At 39.8% G+C, this 19768-nt stretch carries 13 protein-coding genes; 11 read left to right on the top strand and 2 right to left on the bottom strand.

Going from position 1 to position 19768, the window contains the following annotated elements; genetic code table 11:
- Window positions 1–223: 223 nt before the first annotated feature.
- The 7 genes from N477_RS13265 to N477_RS13235 all read left to right on the top strand — a co-directional run bounded on the left by N477_RS13265 (window position 224) and on the right by N477_RS13235 (window position 11763).
- Window positions 224–1537, top strand: a complete 1314-nt coding sequence (locus N477_RS13265; RefSeq protein ID WP_063359925.1) for a Na+/H+ antiporter NhaC family protein — start codon at window positions 224–226, stop codon at window positions 1535–1537.
- Between the two features lie 86 nt (window positions 1538–1623).
- Window positions 1624–2409 (top strand): hypothetical protein, encoded by a 786-nt coding sequence (locus N477_RS13260; RefSeq protein ID WP_063359926.1) that lies wholly within the window; start codon window positions 1624–1626, stop codon window positions 2407–2409.
- 193 nt (window positions 2410–2602) lie between these two features.
- Window positions 2603–3121, top strand: coding sequence for a hypothetical protein (locus tag N477_RS13255; RefSeq protein WP_155731888.1), 519 nt, complete (start codon window positions 2603–2605; stop codon window positions 3119–3121).
- Window positions 3122–3716: 595 nt separating this feature from the next.
- The gene (locus N477_RS13250; protein ID WP_063359928.1) at window positions 3717–7625 is read left to right on the top strand and encodes a TOMM system kinase/cyclase fusion protein; all 3909 of its coding nucleotides are present in this window, start codon (window positions 3717–3719) and stop codon (window positions 7623–7625) included.
- A gap of 26 nt (window positions 7626–7651) precedes the next feature.
- Window positions 7652–8515: a BMA_0021/BMA_0022 family TOMM bacteriocin gene (locus N477_RS13245; protein ID WP_063359929.1), complete on the top strand. Its 864-nt coding sequence runs from the start codon at window positions 7652–7654 to the stop codon at window positions 8513–8515.
- A 45-nt stretch (window positions 8516–8560) separates the two neighbouring features.
- The gene (locus N477_RS13240; RefSeq protein ID WP_063359930.1) at window positions 8561–9697 is read left to right on the top strand and encodes an amidohydrolase family protein; all 1137 of its coding nucleotides are present in this window, start codon (window positions 8561–8563) and stop codon (window positions 9695–9697) included.
- Window positions 9694–11763, top strand: coding sequence for a YcaO-like family protein (locus N477_RS13235; protein WP_063359931.1), 2070 nt, complete (start codon window positions 9694–9696; stop codon window positions 11761–11763). Before N477_RS13240 ends, N477_RS13235 begins: the two co-directional genes overlap by 4 nt.
- A gap of 99 nt (window positions 11764–11862) precedes the next feature.
- Here the strand turns inward: N477_RS13235 and N477_RS13230 are convergent, their stop codons facing one another.
- Both N477_RS13230 and N477_RS13225 read right to left on the bottom strand, forming a co-directional pair.
- Complete coding sequence (locus tag N477_RS13230) at window positions 11863–13914, bottom strand: methyl-accepting chemotaxis protein (RefSeq protein ID WP_196760618.1); 2052 nt, start codon at window positions 13912–13914, stop codon at window positions 11863–11865.
- Window positions 13915–14071: 157 nt separating this feature from the next.
- Window positions 14072–14440, bottom strand: coding sequence for a cupin domain-containing protein (locus N477_RS13225; RefSeq protein WP_063359932.1), 369 nt, complete (start codon window positions 14438–14440; stop codon window positions 14072–14074).
- A gap of 96 nt (window positions 14441–14536) precedes the next feature.
- On the opposite strand from N477_RS13225, the gene N477_RS13220 reads away from it, so the two are divergent.
- From N477_RS13220 to N477_RS13205, 4 genes are all read left to right on the top strand, one after another.
- Entirely contained in the window at window positions 14537–15457 is a 921-nt protein-coding gene (locus N477_RS13220; protein WP_063359933.1) for a LysR family transcriptional regulator, read from the top strand.
- 122 nt (window positions 15458–15579) lie between these two features.
- Complete coding sequence (locus N477_RS13215; RefSeq protein ID WP_063359934.1) at window positions 15580–18114, top strand: TonB-dependent receptor plug domain-containing protein; 2535 nt, start codon at window positions 15580–15582, stop codon at window positions 18112–18114.
- A 319-nt stretch (window positions 18115–18433) separates the two neighbouring features.
- Window positions 18434–18820, top strand: coding sequence for a hypothetical protein (locus N477_RS13210; protein ID WP_063359935.1), 387 nt, complete (start codon window positions 18434–18436; stop codon window positions 18818–18820).
- A gap of 153 nt (window positions 18821–18973) precedes the next feature.
- Window positions 18974–19432, top strand: coding sequence for a DUF2799 domain-containing protein (locus N477_RS13205; RefSeq protein WP_063359936.1), 459 nt, complete (start codon window positions 18974–18976; stop codon window positions 19430–19432).
- Window positions 19433–19768 lie beyond the last annotated feature (336 nt).

The raw sequence follows: 19768 nt of genomic DNA, 5'->3' as shown, positions 1-19768 counted from the left end.
TTGTACCGGCCTAGAGTTTAGCGTATCTCTATGCCATAGTCAGTTATTCAATAATTATAATAAAGACCGTAGACTTTAGACGTCTAAACATTTAAACTTCCACCTTCGCCGATTTAATTATTGCGGGCGTAGAAGTTTAAATACAGCTAATAATAGCCCTGTTGGCTGTGGTTATGTCTACTTACACTGCAACTTAAGTAGATACTGTTTTTTGGGGAGTGCTATGCAGCCATCTTTTGACAACACACGTGCAAAGTTATCTTTGTTACCTTTACTTACCTTTGTTGCCCTATTTTTAGGCGCAGGTTTATACCTACAATCACAAGGCGTTGACTATGCCTTTTACCAATTACCCGCACCGGTAGCTATTTTGCCTGCGATCGTGCTTGCTTTTTGGTTAAATAAAACGTCAATCAATCAAAGTGTTGAAACTTTCATTAAAGGTGCTGGGCACAGTAATATCATTACCATGTGCCTTATCTACTTGCTTGCTGGTTCTTTCTCTGCAGTTGCGGGAGCAACAGGTGGTGTTGATGCGGTTGTAAATGCGGGTTTATCACTTATTCCACCAGCATTTTTACTACCTGGCTTATTTTTAATTGCAGCAGTTGTATCGACTGCCATGGGCACATCTATGGGTACTATCGGTGCCATAGGCCCGATAGCATACGCAGTATCTATAAAAACAGGCATTGACCCTGCCCTAATGGCCGGCACAATCGTCTCTGGTGCCATGTTCGGTGACAACTTATCTATTATTTCTGATACCACAATCGCAGCGACACGTACGCAAGGTTGTGAAATGAAAGACAAGTTTAAAGAGAATTTAAAAATTGCTTTACCTGCTGCCTTCTTCACTGTGCTGCTACTGGTATTCTTGACCCCTGAGCCTCAAGCTGTTGAAACTAAAGATTTCGATTGGTTATTGGTGCTACCTTATGTATTTATTCTAGTTCTTGCCGTCATGGGCTTGAATGTATTTGCTGTGCTCTTCAGCGGAATCATTTTTGCGGCTGCGGTTGGCTTTGCCGGTGATTATGAAGGCGGCGCATTTGTTAAAGACGTATATAAAGGCTTCACTGACATGCAGGAAATCTTTTTACTGTCGATGTTTATCGGTGGCCTGTCTGAGTTTATCCGCATCAATGGCGGCTTAGAGTATATCGCGACTAAAATCCATAAAATCACATCAAAGCTTGGCAAATTGAACGCTAAAGTAGCTGATCAACTTGGTATTGCTGCCTTGGTTATGACCAGTAATATGTGTATTGCAAACAACACGGTAAGTATTATCGTTGCAGGGCCTGTTGCTAAAAAGTTAGCAGACGATAGTGATATATCACCAAAGCGTTCGGCAAGTTTATTAGATATTTTCGCGTGTGTAATGCAAGGTTCATTACCATATGGCGCACAAGCGTTATTGCTAGGCGCGACTTTCAGCATCAGCCCTTGGGATGTATCGACTTCTTCATTCTATTGCTTTATTTTGGCTTTCACTGCGGTTGCTGTGATTATTTTACGTCGTAATAAAGCCTAACTTGATCTGTGCACCTGCTTTCAGGTGCACATAACCCCCTGAATTAATATATAATTACAAAGTTCCTCAACTTTGAAGATATATTAATGAACAAAAAACTCTCTCTGGCACTGTCCACTGCCCTCACATGCATCGCTTCTTCAGCATATGCTGCAGATTGGAGCAATACTCAGCTTCATATTAATCACGGGGATTTCAAAAACCCTTTCTCACAAAATGAGGCCAATACTACGGTTTATTCATTGCAGCACAGCTCTGGTTATCAATACGGGGATAATTTTTTCTTCATTGACTACCTTGTCGATGACTTAGATGATAACTATCAAGATAGAGACTTTTATGGTGAATGGTACTCAACATTTAGCCTGTCTAAAACCGTTGGGTTTGAGTTTCAAAATGGGATGATAAAAGACATTGGATTAGTTGCAGGCTTTAATATGGCCGGTGACTCAAAAGTAATGAAATACTTGCCCGGCGTAAAAGTCTCTTGGAATGCCGAAGGCTTTAGTTTCTTATCTACTTTATTCACAGCGTACATTGATGACAACGAAGGAGTTGCTAGAGGTGGCGCACCTGCCGAATCGAACAGCTGGATGATAGATATCGCGTGGGGATACCCTTTTAATATCGGCAACCAAAAGTTTGAAGTTACAGGGCATGTTGAATACATTGCTCAAAGAGAAAATGAATTAGGCGTTGATGTTAAAGGCTGGCTACTAGCACAACCTATTGTTCGATGGGATCTGGGTCATGCGCTTGAAATGTCTGAAGGCCAGCTATACTTGGGCTTAGAATGGCAATATTGGCGTAATAAACTCGGCACTGATACCAACGAATCAGTTCCTCAAATACACGTCGCTTGGACATTCTAATCGCTGAACTTAATCAAGGCGCAAATAAGCGCCTTTAATAAGCCTTTCAGTAACTCATATCAGTAGTATTGCCTCTCGTCTCAAATAATTATATTAAATAAGAAAAATGTATTAATGTTTATCATGTACATGCCGATAAATGCTTGTACTTCTGGTTCAAATTGTTTTTAGGTAATGTAATACCAAGGATTTAATGATGATTGTTATACATGAGGCCAATTCTGTGTCTGGTTATCAGGCCATAAAAGAGATGAATGAGAAAGCTAGGTATATAGAGCAAAAAACCCAAGTAGAGAATAAACAGGCCTCTGAAGTAGACAAAAACGATGGCAACACTGCCGAAAAAACTGACGATACCTCTGAACTAGAAGGCACTCATAAACTATCAGATAAAGAAAAAGAAAAGCTATCTGGTCGAGAAGCCAGAGAAAAAGCAGAAGACAAGTATGGCGATATTCCAGATCATATTCGAAGAATGCTAGAGCGATTAGAGGAAATGAAAGAAGAACTAGATCTGGTCAAGCAAGAGGTTGCCGAACTTAACGCTACAACAGATCATGATGACGAAGCTCAAAAAGCTTATTATGACTCTAGAAATCAATACTTCATGCAATTGCAGTTGCAATACTTTGAAACAATAGAAAATGTAAAAGATGCAATGAAAGAGGCAGGTATTACTGACATGAGTATCTTGATAAAAGCCATTGCTTAACTAACTCAGCTATAAACCGCCTTTATTTATGCAAAATTCTTCAACGACGAACAGCATATTCAGTATTTCAATGTAAAAACCAACTCTTTTTTATTAATGCCGATTATATAAATAATCGCTTAGTTCCCTCTGCTGACAATAGCATAACCTCAAAAAGCATTCATAATACTTCAGTAGCATGTATTTTAGGTCCCTACAATGAAATAAAGCCTAAATTCCATGGGCTTTTCAGAACCTATAAAGATTATATGCAAGCCTTACAGATTCATTTTCAACCAAATATTACACTTTATTACACCTGTATTTACTCTCTTGAACCTAAGCACTATTATGCCAAGCTATATCCATGAAATTAAATTGCAAAAAACAGGATAATTGACATTTCACACATTTACCTCTACGTGTTTTAAAACAAAAAATTTAACATTTCGAGCCAGATTATACCGATTATCGAATAGTTCTGGTTTTAGTGTTAACAGTAGTTATAATGTGGATGTCAGATTTATAAGTTAGCTATTAATCCATCGCTAATGTATAAATTAGTAACATATATATGCCATAAACGGATATTAATTTAGAGAAGCTCATTACTATTATGTCATTAACGCAATTTTCTGATTCATACATACTCGACAGCTTTGAGTCCTCATATTACGAGTTACTCGAAAAAATTGGTGAAGGCGGCTTCGGTAAAGTATTTAAAGCTAAGCAAAAAAGTACCGGTCAAATGGTCGCTATCAAATTCCTTGCCATTGAACCGCACTGTGAAGAACAAAAAAAACAACGCTACATTGAGCGATTCAAACGAGAGACTTCGCTAAGCAGCCAATTACAGCACCCCAATATCGTCCGATTACTTGACCAAGGTCAAGTTAATGACAACTTACTTTTCGGGGTTTTTGAGTATGTCGAAGGGCGCTCTTTGCGTGAGCACCTGTTATTAGAAGGGCCATTTAGTGCGCCGGAGGCAACTGACATTATGTCACAGGTGCTAGATGCGCTTATTCACGCACACAGTAAAGGTATTGTGCATAGGGATATAAAACCGGCCAACATCATGCTAAGCAAAACCGGTGCTAAGCTGCACGCAAAAATCCTTGATTTTGGCATTGGTACACTCACTCACGACAGCCGACAAGCAGATTTCCGTACTTTAACGCTCACACAAGAAACGCTAGGTACTCCCTCATATAGTGCACCAGAGCAATTGCGAGGCGAACCAGCTACAACCAAAACAGATTTATACGTTTGGGGCCTAGTCTATTTGGAATGTCTGACAGGTTCTCCAGCGATGAATGGTACTAGCGTCGCTTCTATCTATCATAAGCAATTGAGTGATGCGCATATCCCACTGCCTAGCGCATTACTCGGCCACCCTTTATCTGGGCTCTTACGCCGAGTCTTAAATAAAAATGCCATTGAGCGTGTGATCACAGGAGAGGAAGCGTTTAGTGAACTTAAAGCGATTAATGTTTCAAACTTAGTCGGAAAAATTGCCCAGAGCTTTCCCGTTGACACAGCTGATGATGAAACAATCATGATGAGAAACGATCATGATACAGCAGCAGCACCGCTTGGTTACACGGCACTCACCGAACGCAAGCAAATTACTGTGCTTGCTTTGCGTTTCAGCACCTCTTTCACAGACCCTAGAGAACATGACTTAGAAGTCATAGATACACTTTTCAAATCGCAACGTAACTATTGCCTAGATATTGCGACTCGATTCGGAGCATTTCATGTTGGCAGTGTCGCTGACATTTCACTTTTCTATTATGGCCACCCAACAGCGAGTGACAATGATACTAGGCTATGTGCCAGAAGCGCACTAGAAATCACAAGTGAAATATCCAAGCGAAATGCACTGATGAAAGATGCTCATGGTGCTCAACTCAATGTTCACATTGGTTTGCACACAGGCATGTTTGTCACCTATGCAAACTCTACCCCAGAAGGCCATGTCGCTAACGCTGCGATGACTCTCGCTAGAACAGCAAGAGAAAAGCAAATCTTGTGTAGTGGTGAAACCCGCGCAATATTAGACCCTTATAGTGAGTTTGAAGGTTACGTCGAGTTGAAGCTTGGTCAAAGCTACAGACCAGAGCCGGTATTTGAATTAAAAGGCGAGCGACAAGTGGAAGCGTTCGGCTTTATGCGTGGAACACGTAGCAACCATGAAATGGTCGGTAGAGACAAAGAATTATCAGCAGCTGTGTCGATATTGAATGAAAACAATACGAATAAAAAAGCAGTTCATATATATGGTGAAGCTGGGATTGGTAAATCAAGGTTACTTCAAGAAATAAGGTTAAATGCGGCCAAATATCAACATTTAGTTGCACAGTGCTTACCTGAGCACAAGAATAACGCCCTCTACCCTATTTTGACCTTAGTAAAGTACATTTACGATACAAACCATCTAGAAGCAAGAACAGCGAAGGAACTTTTTGCTAAGTTAATTTCAGAACAGGATCGCAATATTGAAATAGAAAACGCTTTATCCGTTTTATTTATCTGGTTAAATATTGACTTGGACAAAAGCATTAAAGCGCCACTATTGTCCCCTGATAGGCAAAAAGAATTACTTTTCAGATCTTTAACTGCACTATTCATGTCCCAGCATAACAGTATAAGTCAAAATAAGCTGTATATCATTGAGGATATCCACTGGGCAGATAATACAACTATTGAATTTATAAAGCACTTTTCAAACCACCTAACTCCACAACAAGTAATTTTCAGTACATCGCGTAATAAACTTCCAGTCGACTTAATTGAAACATATCACAGCGATATTCACCTTAAGAAGCTTTCCGGCGCAAGTACAGCAGTCTTTATTCAAAAATTGTTTAACGATGTACCTGTTTCTAACAACGTTATTGAAGTTTTAATTAACCGTACTGATGGTATACCACTGTTCATAGAAGAACTTATTGGGATGTTAAAACAAAAACAGTTAATTACTGTTAAATCTGATGAAGTTAACTTTGAAAGTGCTGATGCCCTCGATCAAATTCCAACTACATTGAGAGATTCACTGCAACAAAAGCTCGACAGTCTTGCGCACTCTAAAGACACGGCACAACTCGCTGCAACAATAGGTAGAGAATTTGAATATGGCCTTTTGACTAAAATTTCTTCATTAAGTGAAAACCAAATTCAGAATGACTTAAATGAGTTGATTCGAAATGAATTAATAGTTCAGCAAAGAAGAGTCGACAGCAATACGTATATTTTCAAACACGCACTAGTCAGAGACGCGGCCTATGAGAGTATGCCGCACAATGTAAAAATTCAATACCACGAAAAAATTGCTAACTCTTGCCTACTTGAGAAAGAAAAATACACTTTTCCTGTCATCAGTCATCATTTTTACCAGTCTAACAATATTGAACCTGCGATTAAATATGGCGTCGAGCACTTAAATGAGTTGCTGCAACTTAAAACTTATCACCAAGCCGAAAGTTACATAGATGTTCTTTTATCTTACAACAAGGAAAAAGGTAACGAACGCCTAGAGATCGAAATATACAATGTGGCTTTTAAAGCCCTCTTTTGTATAAATGGATTCATCTCAGACAAAATAGATGCTTTGATGAAAAGGGTTTTTGAAATACAACAAGATTACCCTGAAATTTTGGATGCTGCTCACCTTAAAATTGCGTCATGGATCAAGTGGGTTAAATTTCAAGGATTACATATATCTGGGAAAAGAAAAGAAGCTCGAACGTACGGAATAGAAATAATAGAAGGTTTTAAAAAAGAAAATAATCTTGCAATGGAAGCCGCCGTATATTGTCACTTAGGCCAAGTTTATATGGTCGATGGTGACTTAGAGGAGTCCCTCGAACTATATCAACGCGCGATAGATATTGAGGAAGAAATAGGAAGAGATATTCTGCTCAACGATATTGGCATTGATAACACGCCCGTCGCATTCACCCTTTGCGCTTTGAGCCATCTGCATTTAAATCAAATAGACCAAGCAAAAGCAACTGCTCAAAAATCCATAGAGAAAGCGTGTGAGTCGATGAACCCTATTAGCTTAGCCGTTACACACGTCTTTAGTAGCTTAATTTATTCAATGCTCAGAGAACACGAACAGGTCATCGAGATCGGACACAGCTACTATCAGAATTATCATAATGAAGAGCACCCTATTTACTTCAAAAAATACATGGACATCGTATATTTCACGGCAACTAACAACACAGATAAAGCGATTGAGGCGGCACAAGAGCTCTTAGCTTCTGACTATGGGTTTGCTACCGCATGGTACATACCGTATTTGGTTGAAAAGCTTCACCTCAATGACGAAACATTAGCCAATGATTTAATCGATAAGTGTATTCAAAGGACAGAGAGTGAATCCGAAGTTTCTGGCCTGCCTTATGTTTATCTAGCAAAAAGTAAAATATCAAGTGATCTTGAAAGTAAAAATTTCTATCGCCAAAAAGCGGAGCAGTTGGCTATTAGCCAATCCGCTTTATTCTTTCTTCAATAAATACTAATTTAAGGATCTAAGAACCAATGAGTAAAGTATTACTTAATTACAGAACAGCATACCTAAGTGCCCTCGCAGAGTCGTGGCGTGACTCTTCTTTTCAAGAACAATTTCTAAACACCAATTTGTTGTCTGAAAAATCTCCATTAAATCGCTTTGGATTTGAACAAAGCCAAACGTGGAAAGCTCTAACGATCAAAGTACAAGAGAAAGTCGACATTAATCACAAAAATGTTGAGTCCAATAGTATCTGGAAACCAGTAACAACAGCTGGCTGGATCGGTAGAAATGATAGAATTCAAATCTTTTTACCTAAACAATTAGAACATGATAAAGAAGAATTTTCTGCTGTTGCTGCTGCAACTTATTACAGATATTTCCCGACATTGATGGGCCTTACAGAGTATAACGAAAAACTTGTTATCGTTGACGATTCAGTTCCTGTAGAAGAAGTTAGAGAGTTAGTGGAGCTAGAGAATTTCATGCTTGGTGGAGCACTGCCTACTGACTTAGGGATCAGTGAAGAAAAGTTTATCGAATTTGGCGGCGTTGTGCTTCGAGTACTTGCGCTGGCGTGGCAAAATCCCGAGTTTCGCGATAAGTTGTATTCAGAACAAAATGATGCCACGAGCATTATTGAAGAATATTTCGGATTTGTTAATCCATGGAATATGGACATTGTCTTTTCTGAGTCAGATAATTTTATTTATAGTGATGATTTCGCTTCATTTAAATCTATTGTCCGTAACGAAATTACACTTTGGTATCCAAATTCACCGCAGAAACATGGCGAAATTAAGAATCTAGTTCAAGACGAACTTTCTTTATTGCCTATCGCACTAACTGACTACAACAGCAATGGCGCTGGCCACCCCTTCACCTGTACATAACTCGAATAAAAGGGGCTAATCATAGCCCCTTACCGGAGAACTTTTATGATTGTTATTGACTGTGATCGCCACATTATGGAAGAACTTGGTATGTGGCAACAATATTTAAAGCCTGAAACTCTGAATGGCTTTGAAATTCGTTTAGAAACAGACTCGGATGAAAAACGCGCAAAAAGAGTCCGTGATGGATTCGCTGATGTAAGTTTACCACCCATCTATAAAGTTGGAGACTACGATATCCTCAGTAATTGGGGGCTAGAGATGCAAATTGCTACTGCCCTAGTCGGAAGTTCCAGCAGCAGGGAGCGCTCTTTAGCGAAAACGCCAGCTGGTCAAATTGTATCTATGAACGAGACCAATATATCTGTTGCTCTAATCTTTCCAACTTTTACGGGTTATATTGTTAATCATGAAAAAGTTGACCCTGAAACTTCTCTTCAATATGCTCAGGCTTATAATCATTGGCTACAAGATTTTTGCTCATTTGATCAAAGTAGATTAATCCCTGTTGGTATAGTCAGCCGTCACGATACAAGTTCATTAATGCAACAAGTTGAGGAGATCAGTAAAAAAGGTTGGCGAGCCATCACAATAAGACCAGAACCTATTTTAGGAAAAAACCTCAGTCACCCAGACAATGAAGAATTTTGGCAAGCTTGTGAGGACAACAACATTGCGGTCACATTTCATGGAGGTACACATTTACAAGGGCAAACAGTTGGTATAGATAGGTTCACATCTAGGTTTTCATTACATGCATGCTCTCACGTAATGGAAGCACAAATGGCGTTCATTGATTTGTTAGAAGGCGGAGTATTAGAGCGTCACCCTAAACTGCAATTCGTGTTTTTAGAAGCAGGTTGCTCATGGGTTGCAGGTTTGCTTTGGCGTTTAGATAATATTTGTTACAACGAATTCCCAAGCCTTACTGAAAGTAATATTAAAATGCTTCCTTCGGAATATTTCAAAAGGCAATGTTGGGTCGCCGTTGAAATTGGAGAGCCAATTGCAGATACACTCAAAGCTATCGGGCATGAAAAGCTTATTTTTGGTAGTGACTTTCCGCATCCAGATCATTTACATTTTGATTTAAAGCAAATAGCTGAAGAACTGCCTGAACTATCGCAAGCTCAGATCAATGATATTTTAGAAACAAATCCAAAAAGGCTGTTCAAGTTATGAGAGACACCATTTTAAGGTGGCAACAAAATTATCATGTGACGAAACTGCCTAACAATAACTTGATAGTTTTAAATGCAGACGGAGAGTTTCTATTTGAAGAGAAATCATTCCCTCTTTTGCATTTGATTGATGGACACAAAACTTGCAGGGAAATTGTTCAACTCGCAAAGTGTGATGAACAAGCAAATCGCTTTCTTTCAATATGTGAGTATTTTCTATCTAATCAGCTTTACATTACGGATTGTACTGGTGATAAAATTCTTGAGAAGCCGAGAACACTAAATAAACTCTCTGAAAATATTTATAGTGACTTAGATATTCCAGCCGATGGAATTGGCTTACCATCAAGCAATATTCAACTCGTTATATCCGATACCCTTATTGCAGCAAACTTTTACGCAAAAAACCTACGGCATCTCAACCCAGATCACCCAGTGTGTTTAATCGCAACTACTGATACAAAATTAATGATCAGCCCAGTTTTATCTACATTTTCAGAGTTAAAAATTTTTGATAATACACTGAAATCCAATAAACCTGTTTTAAAATTATTAGAGGCATACACGGATTCTTGTGTGGCCATGTCTACTGATATCCAGCTGAGTACATCATTAAAAGACAATCATATAAACAGAATAAAAGAGATTCTCTTACCCCATTTAAATGGTCAGGAGCAGCAAAAAGTACTCATAGAGCATACATACAAAGAAGGTATCACTAATAAACACTCATACCAGCCCATAACAGCAACAGATATCATTGAACAAGTATACTTGCAATCTCGACCAGTAGCATTTGACAGTGACGGTGGATCCCGATGCATTTCTGCTGAACAGACAGTCGAGCGCCTAAGGCCGTTTATTAGCCCTATCGTTGGGCAAATAACCCATATTGAAGCCCTCCCTTCAGCTAATCAAAGCACGATATCTATTTTTAAAACCGCGTTTTTTAAGAGCCTCCCTGTCAAAGATATTAACAACGTAAACAACAACAGCTTTGTGCAGGTTAGCCTTGGCAAAGGGGTTAGCCAAGCCCAGTCTATGGCCAGTGCTCTATGCGAGAGTATTGAGCGAAAAAATGCACAATTTAGGAATATAATTCCTTCGCTCCTTGCACACAAATCAAGCTTGCCTCACCGAAGCTACAGCTTTCATCAACTTACACCTTATAGCAATCATCAGTATGCAAAGTTCGCTGACTCAGCAGATACTGAGTCTAAAAGAACTCAAGCAGTTATCAAATTTGACGATGAGCAGATCAATTGGCAACAAACTTGGTCACTTAGTCAAAACGAACCTGTATACCTCCCTTATGTACTATGCTTTGCGAATACACCATACGAAGAGGATAAATACGGTAAGTGGCATTCCAATGGCTGTGCAGCAGGAAACAACATTGAAGAAGCCATTATGCAAGGGTTGTTTGAGCTTATTGAACGGGATGCAGTTGCTATATGGTGGTACAATCAACTACCACGCCCTAGCTTCGACCTTAGCTCTTTGGATACAAACTATCTTGAGCCACTCCACCAGACTATCTCTGCAAATCACGAATATTGGGTGCTAGACCTTACAATTGACACAGGCGTTTCTGTCATGGCTGCGATAGGCAAAAATAAGTCGACATCAGGCTGGGTATTCGGTTTTGGCTGTCATTTAAAGCCGGAACTAGCCGCTCAAAGAGCACTAACAGAATTATGTCAGCTCATTCCTATTAGAGATCAAAATGGTGCACCTTTCGACTTTGATGCAATTGAGAAAGAAGACTTTTTGATACCTAATAGCAACTCTAGCGCTCTTTGCCCTAAATTGGAGCCAAGTGGAGACCTAAAGTTAGATATTCTAGCAGTGGTTGAACAACTTAAAGGCCTAGGCATGGAAACACTCGTATTAGATTACTCTCAAGAGCCTATACCTATAAAAACAGCGAAAGTATTCGTTCCTGGTCTTTGCCATATCTGGCCTCAGCTAGGTAATCAAAGGCTGTATAGTACGCCGGTTAAACTTGGCTTGCGAGACGAGCCATTAAATGAAAATACAATTAACCAACAAGGTCTATACATCTAAACGCTTTAAGGCACTCGTTTTGCGTACGTGCCTTACATTCTTATTAATAAATACATTGTCTTAGCAGTTAAATCTCATTCAAGCTTTTTATTCGCGCTTTTACAACTTAAACCGCGCCACCAGCTGAGCTAAAAACCGTGCTAAGTTAGTCAAAGATTCAGCATCTTTTGCCAACCCTTTTGTCGATGACACATTACAGCTCGCCACCTCTTTGGCTTCTAACATCACGGTTTCGATACGCTGGCAATCTTCTTCTTGCAAGTGCGCATATTCTGCCACTTGCTTACTTAAGCCATTAACTTCGACTAATGAATTACTTATCTGATCAATATCCATCGCCAGCACTTTTATTTGCGCTACACACTCCGATACATCTGCCTGCCCGCTATTAATGACCTCGGCTGCGCGTTTTGTATCATGTTGTAAAGACGAAATCATCTTATTGATCTCTTCCGTTGAATCCTGCGTCCTTGAAGCCAAAGTGCGAACTTCGTCTGCAACCACTGCAAACCCCCTTCCCTGTTCACCTGCCCTTGCCGCTTCTATAGCAGCATTTAAGGCAAGTAAATTAGTCTGCTCTGCAATCGAGACGATTGTATCTAATATAGATCCTATGTTAGCGCTGTGCTCACTTAAGCTAGACATGACTTCAACAGCCTGATTCATTTTATTTTCTAGCGACTGAATATGAGATTGATTGTCTACCACCACGTTCGAGGCCTGTGCCCCAAACTCATTGGCCTGCATCAGACTATCCAAACTTTGCTTCGCGCTCAGTGAAACTTGCACAGCGGATTTAGAAACCGCTTGCGCCAAATTAGTCGCATCATCCATGCGTACCATTTGAGATGAGGAGCGCCCTGCAAGGCCATTATTCTCTGTCAATGACTTTTCAGAAAATGCGTTTAGTTCACTGATTTTAAGGTTGATGTCATGAAGAAGATCACTCAAGCTCGTTTGTACTTTTTTGATGTTATCAACCAAGTTGCCAAATTCATCTTCACTACGCTTTTTGATATCAAGGGAAAAGTCACCAACCGCGAGATAATTCAATACTTTATTAACTGATAACAAGGGTATCAGCATTGCTCTACTAGTCGATGTCGCGATGATAATTGCTAGCCCAACCAGAGTTACAACCACTATAATACTACCCGTTTTAGCTTTCTTGATTAGCTCCTCAGTGGATTGCTGCGACATGGTTAAAGACAGTTTGGTTTTATCTCTCATTTTACTGAGTGAATTAAGCACGCTTTGAGAGTAACTTTCAGCCTCTCGGTACTTCATCACCACTTCTGCTTCAAGCCTCGCCCTCTCATTCAGCAAATCATAGGCTTCACCTGGGTTGATTAACAACTGATTTAGCTCCTCTAACGCTGCACTAAACTCTGAAAACACCCCGCCAATATCTACCCCTTGTGATTGACGCTGCAAAAAAACGAAATTATTTTCAATGTCCTTGATGATGAAAGACACGTCGCTTTTGTGCGACTCTATTTTTTCTTTAGGCAAATTCATAATTTGCTGTATGTTATTGTCTAGGGTAAACAGTGCATCATCAATACGAAACCCCGTCCCTATCATCTCTTCTAATTGCACTTGTGGCGCATTTTCAACTAACTCAATGCTCAACATGGCGTCACTGGCTTTTTGTCTGTTACTTATCAACCTTTGAAATGTTAAGTTATGGCTGTTTTGGGTTTCAATCAGCGATAATTTGAGCGACAACATATTATTTACCGCTTGCTCGAGCTTAGACATATTCTTTTCAGTTTTTACGAGCAAGGCTTTTAATTCAGGTGCATGAGCTAATTTTGAGTTTAATTGATTCGTCAGTTCATGCCTTTGCACTAAAGTGGATTGAATTTGAGAAGAGGCATTGGTCACTTCATCGTGCGTTTGCATATTGAAGGTTTGAGCTACTTGCATTGCCAACCTTAATTCTTGCAACTTGAGCGCTTCCACCGCATGTTGACTGGGCAGCGTCACTTCACGCACTTGCTTGTTTGAATCGCTGATGTGAGATAGCGCAATATAAGCCAATGTGCATGCGATGATCAATAAGCCACCAATCGCGCCAAAACCCATGATAATTTTCTGTTTAATTGATAACCGTCTAAGCATGCCAGACCCAGCCTCTACTAAACACATAAAACCCTGCATCAGCTTTGTTTTATGCTTTGGTGGAAACTATCAAAATTCTATTTAGATAGTTTAGTTAGTAGAGATAAAATCACCAATTTAGGTCGTAAATAGTTAAGAGCAGCCGTGAAAATGCATGTTTATACGTGCTATTTCAACTTGTTTATTATATCCAGACATCATTGTCCGCAGTTAATTCACCTCCGGCATCTCCTGTGTTAATTACTCCTTTGGGTTCAATAATCAAGATATGACACTCCCTCATTGCCACAGGCTTGTGTTCTTCGCCTTTTTTGACAACGTACATTTCGCCACGGCTTAAGTGCTCAACTCTATCTCTAAAATGAATATCAAGCTCCCCTTCTATGACGATAAACACCTCATCAGTATCGTCATGTTGATGCCAAGTAAATTCACCAGAAACCTTCACAAGTTTAAGTTGATAGTCGTTCATTTGCGCCACCACTTTGGGTGACCAATGCTCGTTAAATAATGACAACTTTTGCGCAAAATTAATTACATTTGAATTCTTCATCACTTACCCCTTTATTGCTTTTCTCCAAGAATATGTTGCCAACCAGCATGAATCAAATGTACATTTTTCAAATTAACATGAACAACATGCATAGTTATGAACTTAAGACAATTTGACCAAAACTTATGGCTTGTTTTAGACGCCTTATACCAAACGCGCAGTGTGTCAGGCGCTTCTGAGTTACTCAACTTAAGCCAGTCAGCGATGAGTCATGCGTTAAAGCGCCTCAGGGTTGCATTTGATGATCCCTTATTTGTGCGCCAACAAGGTGAGATGAAACCAACAAAAAAAGCACTCATGATCCAGCCGCTTGCTCAGCAAGGTGTCGCATTACTTAACCAAGTAGCCAATAGTTTAGATAAATTCGATGTCGCAACCTCAGAGCGACAATTCACAATAGCTACCACAGATTTCATAACTAAACTTTTTGTATACCCTCTAATTGCCAAGCTTTGTGCCTCACGCTCGAACATAAAAATTAAAGTGGTTGATTTGGAATCACAGCTGCCTCACGGCGCTTTGGCAGTCAATGAAATCGATCTCGTTTTAACCTTCAACCACGCTGATGACCTTGGCGCCGATATTGAACATAAAATGTTATTGAGCGGCGATTACCGCGTGATTGCACGTAAAAATCATTCACTCATTAACAACGAACTGTCACTTGCTTGTTATTTGCAAGCACACCACATTCTTATATCACCTTGGGGACAAGAATATGGCAGTTTAGATACTGAGTTGAATAAAATTAATGAAAAAAGACACATAGCAGCCATCACCCCCCACCTTATGCAAGCTGTCAGCTTAGTAGCAACTAGTGACTTGATAGCAACGGTTCCTACGCTCTCTATCTCGCCTAATGATAAGGCGTTAGTTAATATTTATTCTCCACCAATCTCTTTACCACCTTATCGCTTGTATATGGCGTGGCACCGAGCTTTCAATTTAGACCCAGGCCTGAGTTGGCTAAAAAACACACTGAACGAGGTTGCAGCAATTGCAACACAGTCAGACTAAACAATGAAAAACACCATAAAGTTTACATTATAGATACAAAACTATTGCGCTTGAGATTTTTTTATGACAACTTGAACTTAGGCTAAGCCTTTAAAACAAATAAAAATATAGAGTAGTAAGTTATGACAGGATCTCTCAAACTATCACCAATCGCGCTTGCCCTGTTAGCAAGCACAGCATCTTTCGCGCTACAAGCAGAATCAACAGACACAAAAATCGAAACCATCTCAGTATTAGGGTCAAAAGTTTCAAACCGCACGGCAACTGAATCAACATCACCCATTGATATTCTTGATACTGAGCAGCTTAATAAAGGGGGCTACACAGAGCTTGGGCAAAGCTTACAGTCAATTGCGCCCTCATTTAATTTTAGTAGAACGCAAGTATCAGATGGCTCAGATTTATTCCGTCCGGCAACACTTAGGGGATTGCAACCAGACCAAACATTAGTACTTATTAACGGTAAAAGAAGACACACTCAAGCCATTTTTGGTCTAACGGGGACAGTCGGTGCAGGCGCTGCCGGCACAGATATGAACTCAATTCCAATGATGGCACTTAAAAATGTTGAGATCCTGCGAGATGGGGCCGCAGCTCGATATGGTTCAGACGCTATCGCTGGGGTAATTAATTTATCTTTAAATGACACAACCGGCGTAACCACGGGTTTTTTCCAAGGCAGTGCGACCGGCGAAGGTGATGGCGACACGTATGCGTTTGGGTTAAACAGAGGCTTTGATATTGGCAATGAAGGTGGCTTTGTCAACTTATCATTAGAATATAGAGATGCTGAAGGCACTAACCGCGCTGAGCGCGATACTGGTGGCTCATCAACAATCCCTGCTGGTGAATTATCCGATACGGTGAGATGGCGACAAGGCAACTCTGACAGTGAGTTCACCTCAATCTTTTTTAACGCCGCACTGCCTGTTGGTGATAAAGAGCTTTATTCATTTGGCGGATACTCTAACAGAACAGCATTTGGTAATGGTTTTTACCGTGATTTTAACCGCGCAGAGCGTAACGTTCCTCAGGTATACCCTGACGGCTTTTTACCTCGTATAGATAACGAAGCGGATGACATATCGTTTGCCGTTGGCCTTAAAGGAGACATCAATCCAGATTGGAGTTTCGACTTCTCTAATGTATATGGCCAAAACAAGTACGATTATTCTTCGTCGAATACGATTAACGCCTCCTATGCAGCTGAATACTTAGCCAATAACCCCAACGCGAGTGACGAACAGATCAGAGAGAACTCAGGGCCTAAAGGTGGTTATTCCGGTGGCTTTAGGTTTGACCAGTGGACAACAAATTTTGATGTAAATGGCGTAATTGAGCGCGGTGATGCGGAGCCAATCTATATTTCAATTGGTGCGGAATATCGTAAAGAAAATTACGAGATTGTACCTGGAGAAGTCGCATCTTACGCATGTGGCGCGTCAAATGCTGCGAGCTCATTCCCATCAGTAATGGACTCAAGCGTGTTTGCTGACTGCGGATTCCAAGCTTATCAAGGTTTGAGACCAGATGCCGCTAACAAAGCAGACCGTTCTAGCCATGCGATTTATGTCGAAGCAGAAACGCTACTGAACGAGTATTGGTTAGTCAGTGGTGCACTCAGATACGAAGATGTCTCGGATTCTGGTGATGAAACCATTTGGAAGCTCGCTACACGCTATGATGTCACTGAAGACCTTGCTGTTAGAGCGGCTGCATCAACAGGGTTTAGGGCACCGTCTTTACAGCAAGCCGGTTATAGTGCATTTACAACAAGCTTAGGTGGTGACGGTTCACTTGCTACTTCTTTCACTGCAACAGCTGGCTCTCCATTCCCAAGCGCTTTAGGCATAGATGGCTTAAAGCTTGAGTCTTCTGACAACTTAAACTTAGGCTTAGCGTGGGATGCCAGTAATGATCTATCCATTACGTTAGACTTCTATCAAATCAAGATTTATGACCGTATAAATTTAGGCAGTTTCATTGGTATTGATAGCGAAGCGCTTACAAACTTCCCAGAAGCCAATGCAGCGCTTAAAGCATCTGGCGCAGTGCAAGCTAATTTCTTCTCTAACTCACTTGATTCAACAACCAAAGGGATTGATTTAATCGCTTCATACTCAACCGAGGTTGCTGCTGGTGAGCTGGAAGTAACGTTTGCTGCAAACAAAAATGAAACTACGATTGATAAAATCAATACACCACAAGGCATATCAGAAGATATCGCATTAGATGAACAAACTCAGTCTTTCCTGACTCACGGACAACCACAAGAACGAGCAACGCTTACTTTTGACTATAAAAAGGATAAGTGGTCATCGCTACTGCGTTTAAATTACTTCGGAAAAACCGAGGTTTCCTACTTTGCGGGTAAACATATTGTACTACCTGACTTCTTGTCGCCAACCAATCACTGGCAAGAAAATAGCGTTGTTGAGTCAGCGGTATTAGTTGATGTGAACTTTGGGTATCAAATTAATGACAATTTTGATTTATCTGTCGGTATAGACAACATATTTGATAAAACACCAAACGAGTTAGGCGAAGATGAAGTACTTAACTTTATCACTAACGGCGCAATGCGTTATCCACTTAGGGCTTTACCATACGGTTTTGATGGGATGACCTACTACGCAAAAATTAACTTTAGCTTTTAAATAATACAGTCCATGTATTGAACCTGTAATCAATGCATGGACATTTCAATTTGTTATATCTCTCATTAATACTATTTACCTGATTGAAAAAACGCCATATTAACAAAAAATAATGAGTAGGCTTTTATTTTAAATAAACAACCATTTCACGGAGTCTAATACTCAACTATCAACATTTTTACCAATTTAATTCAATTCTGCGGTTTATCACTTCAATATTTTTCAACTAAAAAGTCCAAGCAAATCTGCCTGTTTGACAAAAAAACATCATTGTTCCTAATATACAAAACGAATAAAACTTAACCCAAAAGTGCCTAGTATGACATTTCAGATTTTTTCTTTGAGCGTTAAACAAAGGTGTTTAAGTATAATAATACTGCTATTTAGCACATGCTCAGTACAAGCAACAGGTGAAGCAACGCTGATTGAACAGTGGTTGCACCTTGAAAAGCAGAAAAGTGCATTAACTACATTCGTGCAAGCAACAACATCCGCTTTAGCAATACAAGTAAAAATTCAGTCGACCCAATTTGCAGAGATAAATCACTACCTGCTTCAGTTAAGTCTTCATATTAATGACAAAAGCACGTTCAACCATGTCAACCTGCTTCTACAGCAAAAACACCTTATAAAATCCGAGCAAACATATATTCGCTCAAAAGAAACTGAAGCAATAAATTTACAAGCGCTTTTAGGTCGTGCCTAACTTTATATCAACACCGCTAAATTAAATGCCGCTTTTATGAATTATTCATTGATGCAAAGCACCTATATCCATGCCCAATGGATATTCAAAAAAGAGACTTACTTATAAATACTATTGACTTTAAAAGTACCAGCAAAATATAAGGAGAATAAGATGGTTCGTATCACACTCTGGTCTATTTGTATTACATTAATCGCAGGATGTAGCTCGACAAAGTACACATTTGACTACGCCAATTGTAGTTCAGAAGATTGGCAAGCTCTTGGTCATAAAACAGCTATGTCAGGCGAAAATGTTAGGTTTTTTGATGCTGTAAAGCAAACTTGTGGAGATACTCTAAGTCCCGATGCACAAGAGCAATTTGTCAATGGTTATAGTTCAGGCTTATTTGAGTATTGTACTTTTGAAACCGGCTATCAAAGTGCGATCGAAGGTAACTCAAAAACGAGCATTTGCCCCGTTGAGTTATACCAAGCTTATCAAAAAGGGTTTGCACATGGGCAGCGTAAACGTACAGAAATTGAAGAATATATGGCGAGACAAAAAAGAGAGATATACCGACATAAACAAAACCAAATAAGCAAAAAAGCACCAAAACCAAACATGAAGTGAATAAGTGGGTTCCAATGGCTGATGATCAATTTTGATTGATACTCACTCAGACTTGATAAGTCAGCAGCCCCTTTACGTAATCGTTAGGCATTAACTAAATCTTCATGTCTCTAAACCGCCTACTTTCAAGTAAATACTAGATTCAAGATTAATGTTATATCTAAATTTTATCACCTAACCTCAGCTTTGATTTAGTGAAGCCTCATTAGATTTCGTATTTTGAATTTTTAAGGCGTATACACAATTGGAAAAGCCCCCATATCTACTGCGATAAAGATGCAGTCATGCAGCTAAAACGCAAATTACCCCACTTATTGAGACTGTAATAAAAACTGT

It is taken from the genome of Pseudoalteromonas luteoviolacea H33-S (assembly GCF_001625695.1).
Taxonomy (GTDB): domain Bacteria; phylum Pseudomonadota; class Gammaproteobacteria; order Enterobacterales; family Alteromonadaceae; genus Pseudoalteromonas; species Pseudoalteromonas luteoviolacea_B.
The sequence above is the reverse complement of the archived record's forward strand: the minus strand, read 5'-3'. Positions and strand labels throughout refer to the sequence as shown.

What these genes read in the sequence shown, in the direction of transcription:
- N477_RS13265 (WP_063359925.1), top strand. Translation starts at nt 224, where the DNA reads ATGCAGCCATCTTTTGACAACACACGTGCAAAGTTATCTTTGTTACCT.
- N477_RS13260 (WP_063359926.1), top strand. Translation starts at nt 1,624, where the DNA reads ATGAACAAAAAACTCTCTCTGGCACTGTCCACTGCCCTCACATGCATC.
- N477_RS13255 (WP_155731888.1), top strand. Translation starts at nt 2,603, where the DNA reads ATGATGATTGTTATACATGAGGCCAATTCTGTGTCTGGTTATCAGGCC.
- N477_RS13250 (WP_063359928.1), top strand. Translation starts at nt 3,717, where the DNA reads ATGTCATTAACGCAATTTTCTGATTCATACATACTCGACAGCTTTGAG.
- N477_RS13245 (WP_063359929.1), top strand. Translation starts at nt 7,652, where the DNA reads ATGAGTAAAGTATTACTTAATTACAGAACAGCATACCTAAGTGCCCTC.
- N477_RS13240 (WP_063359930.1), top strand. Translation starts at nt 8,561, where the DNA reads ATGATTGTTATTGACTGTGATCGCCACATTATGGAAGAACTTGGTATG.
- N477_RS13235 (WP_063359931.1), top strand. Translation starts at nt 9,694, where the DNA reads ATGAGAGACACCATTTTAAGGTGGCAACAAAATTATCATGTGACGAAA.
- N477_RS13230 (WP_196760618.1), bottom strand. Translation starts at nt 13,914, where the DNA reads ATGTGTTTAGTAGAGGCTGGGTCTGGCATGCTTAGACGGTTATCAATT.
- N477_RS13225 (WP_063359932.1), bottom strand. Translation starts at nt 14,440, where the DNA reads ATGAAGAATTCAAATGTAATTAATTTTGCGCAAAAGTTGTCATTATTT.
- N477_RS13220 (WP_063359933.1), top strand. Translation starts at nt 14,537, where the DNA reads ATGAACTTAAGACAATTTGACCAAAACTTATGGCTTGTTTTAGACGCC.
- N477_RS13215 (WP_063359934.1), top strand. Translation starts at nt 15,580, where the DNA reads ATGACAGGATCTCTCAAACTATCACCAATCGCGCTTGCCCTGTTAGCA.
- N477_RS13210 (WP_063359935.1), top strand. Translation starts at nt 18,434, where the DNA reads ATGACATTTCAGATTTTTTCTTTGAGCGTTAAACAAAGGTGTTTAAGT.
- N477_RS13205 (WP_063359936.1), top strand. Translation starts at nt 18,974, where the DNA reads ATGGTTCGTATCACACTCTGGTCTATTTGTATTACATTAATCGCAGGA.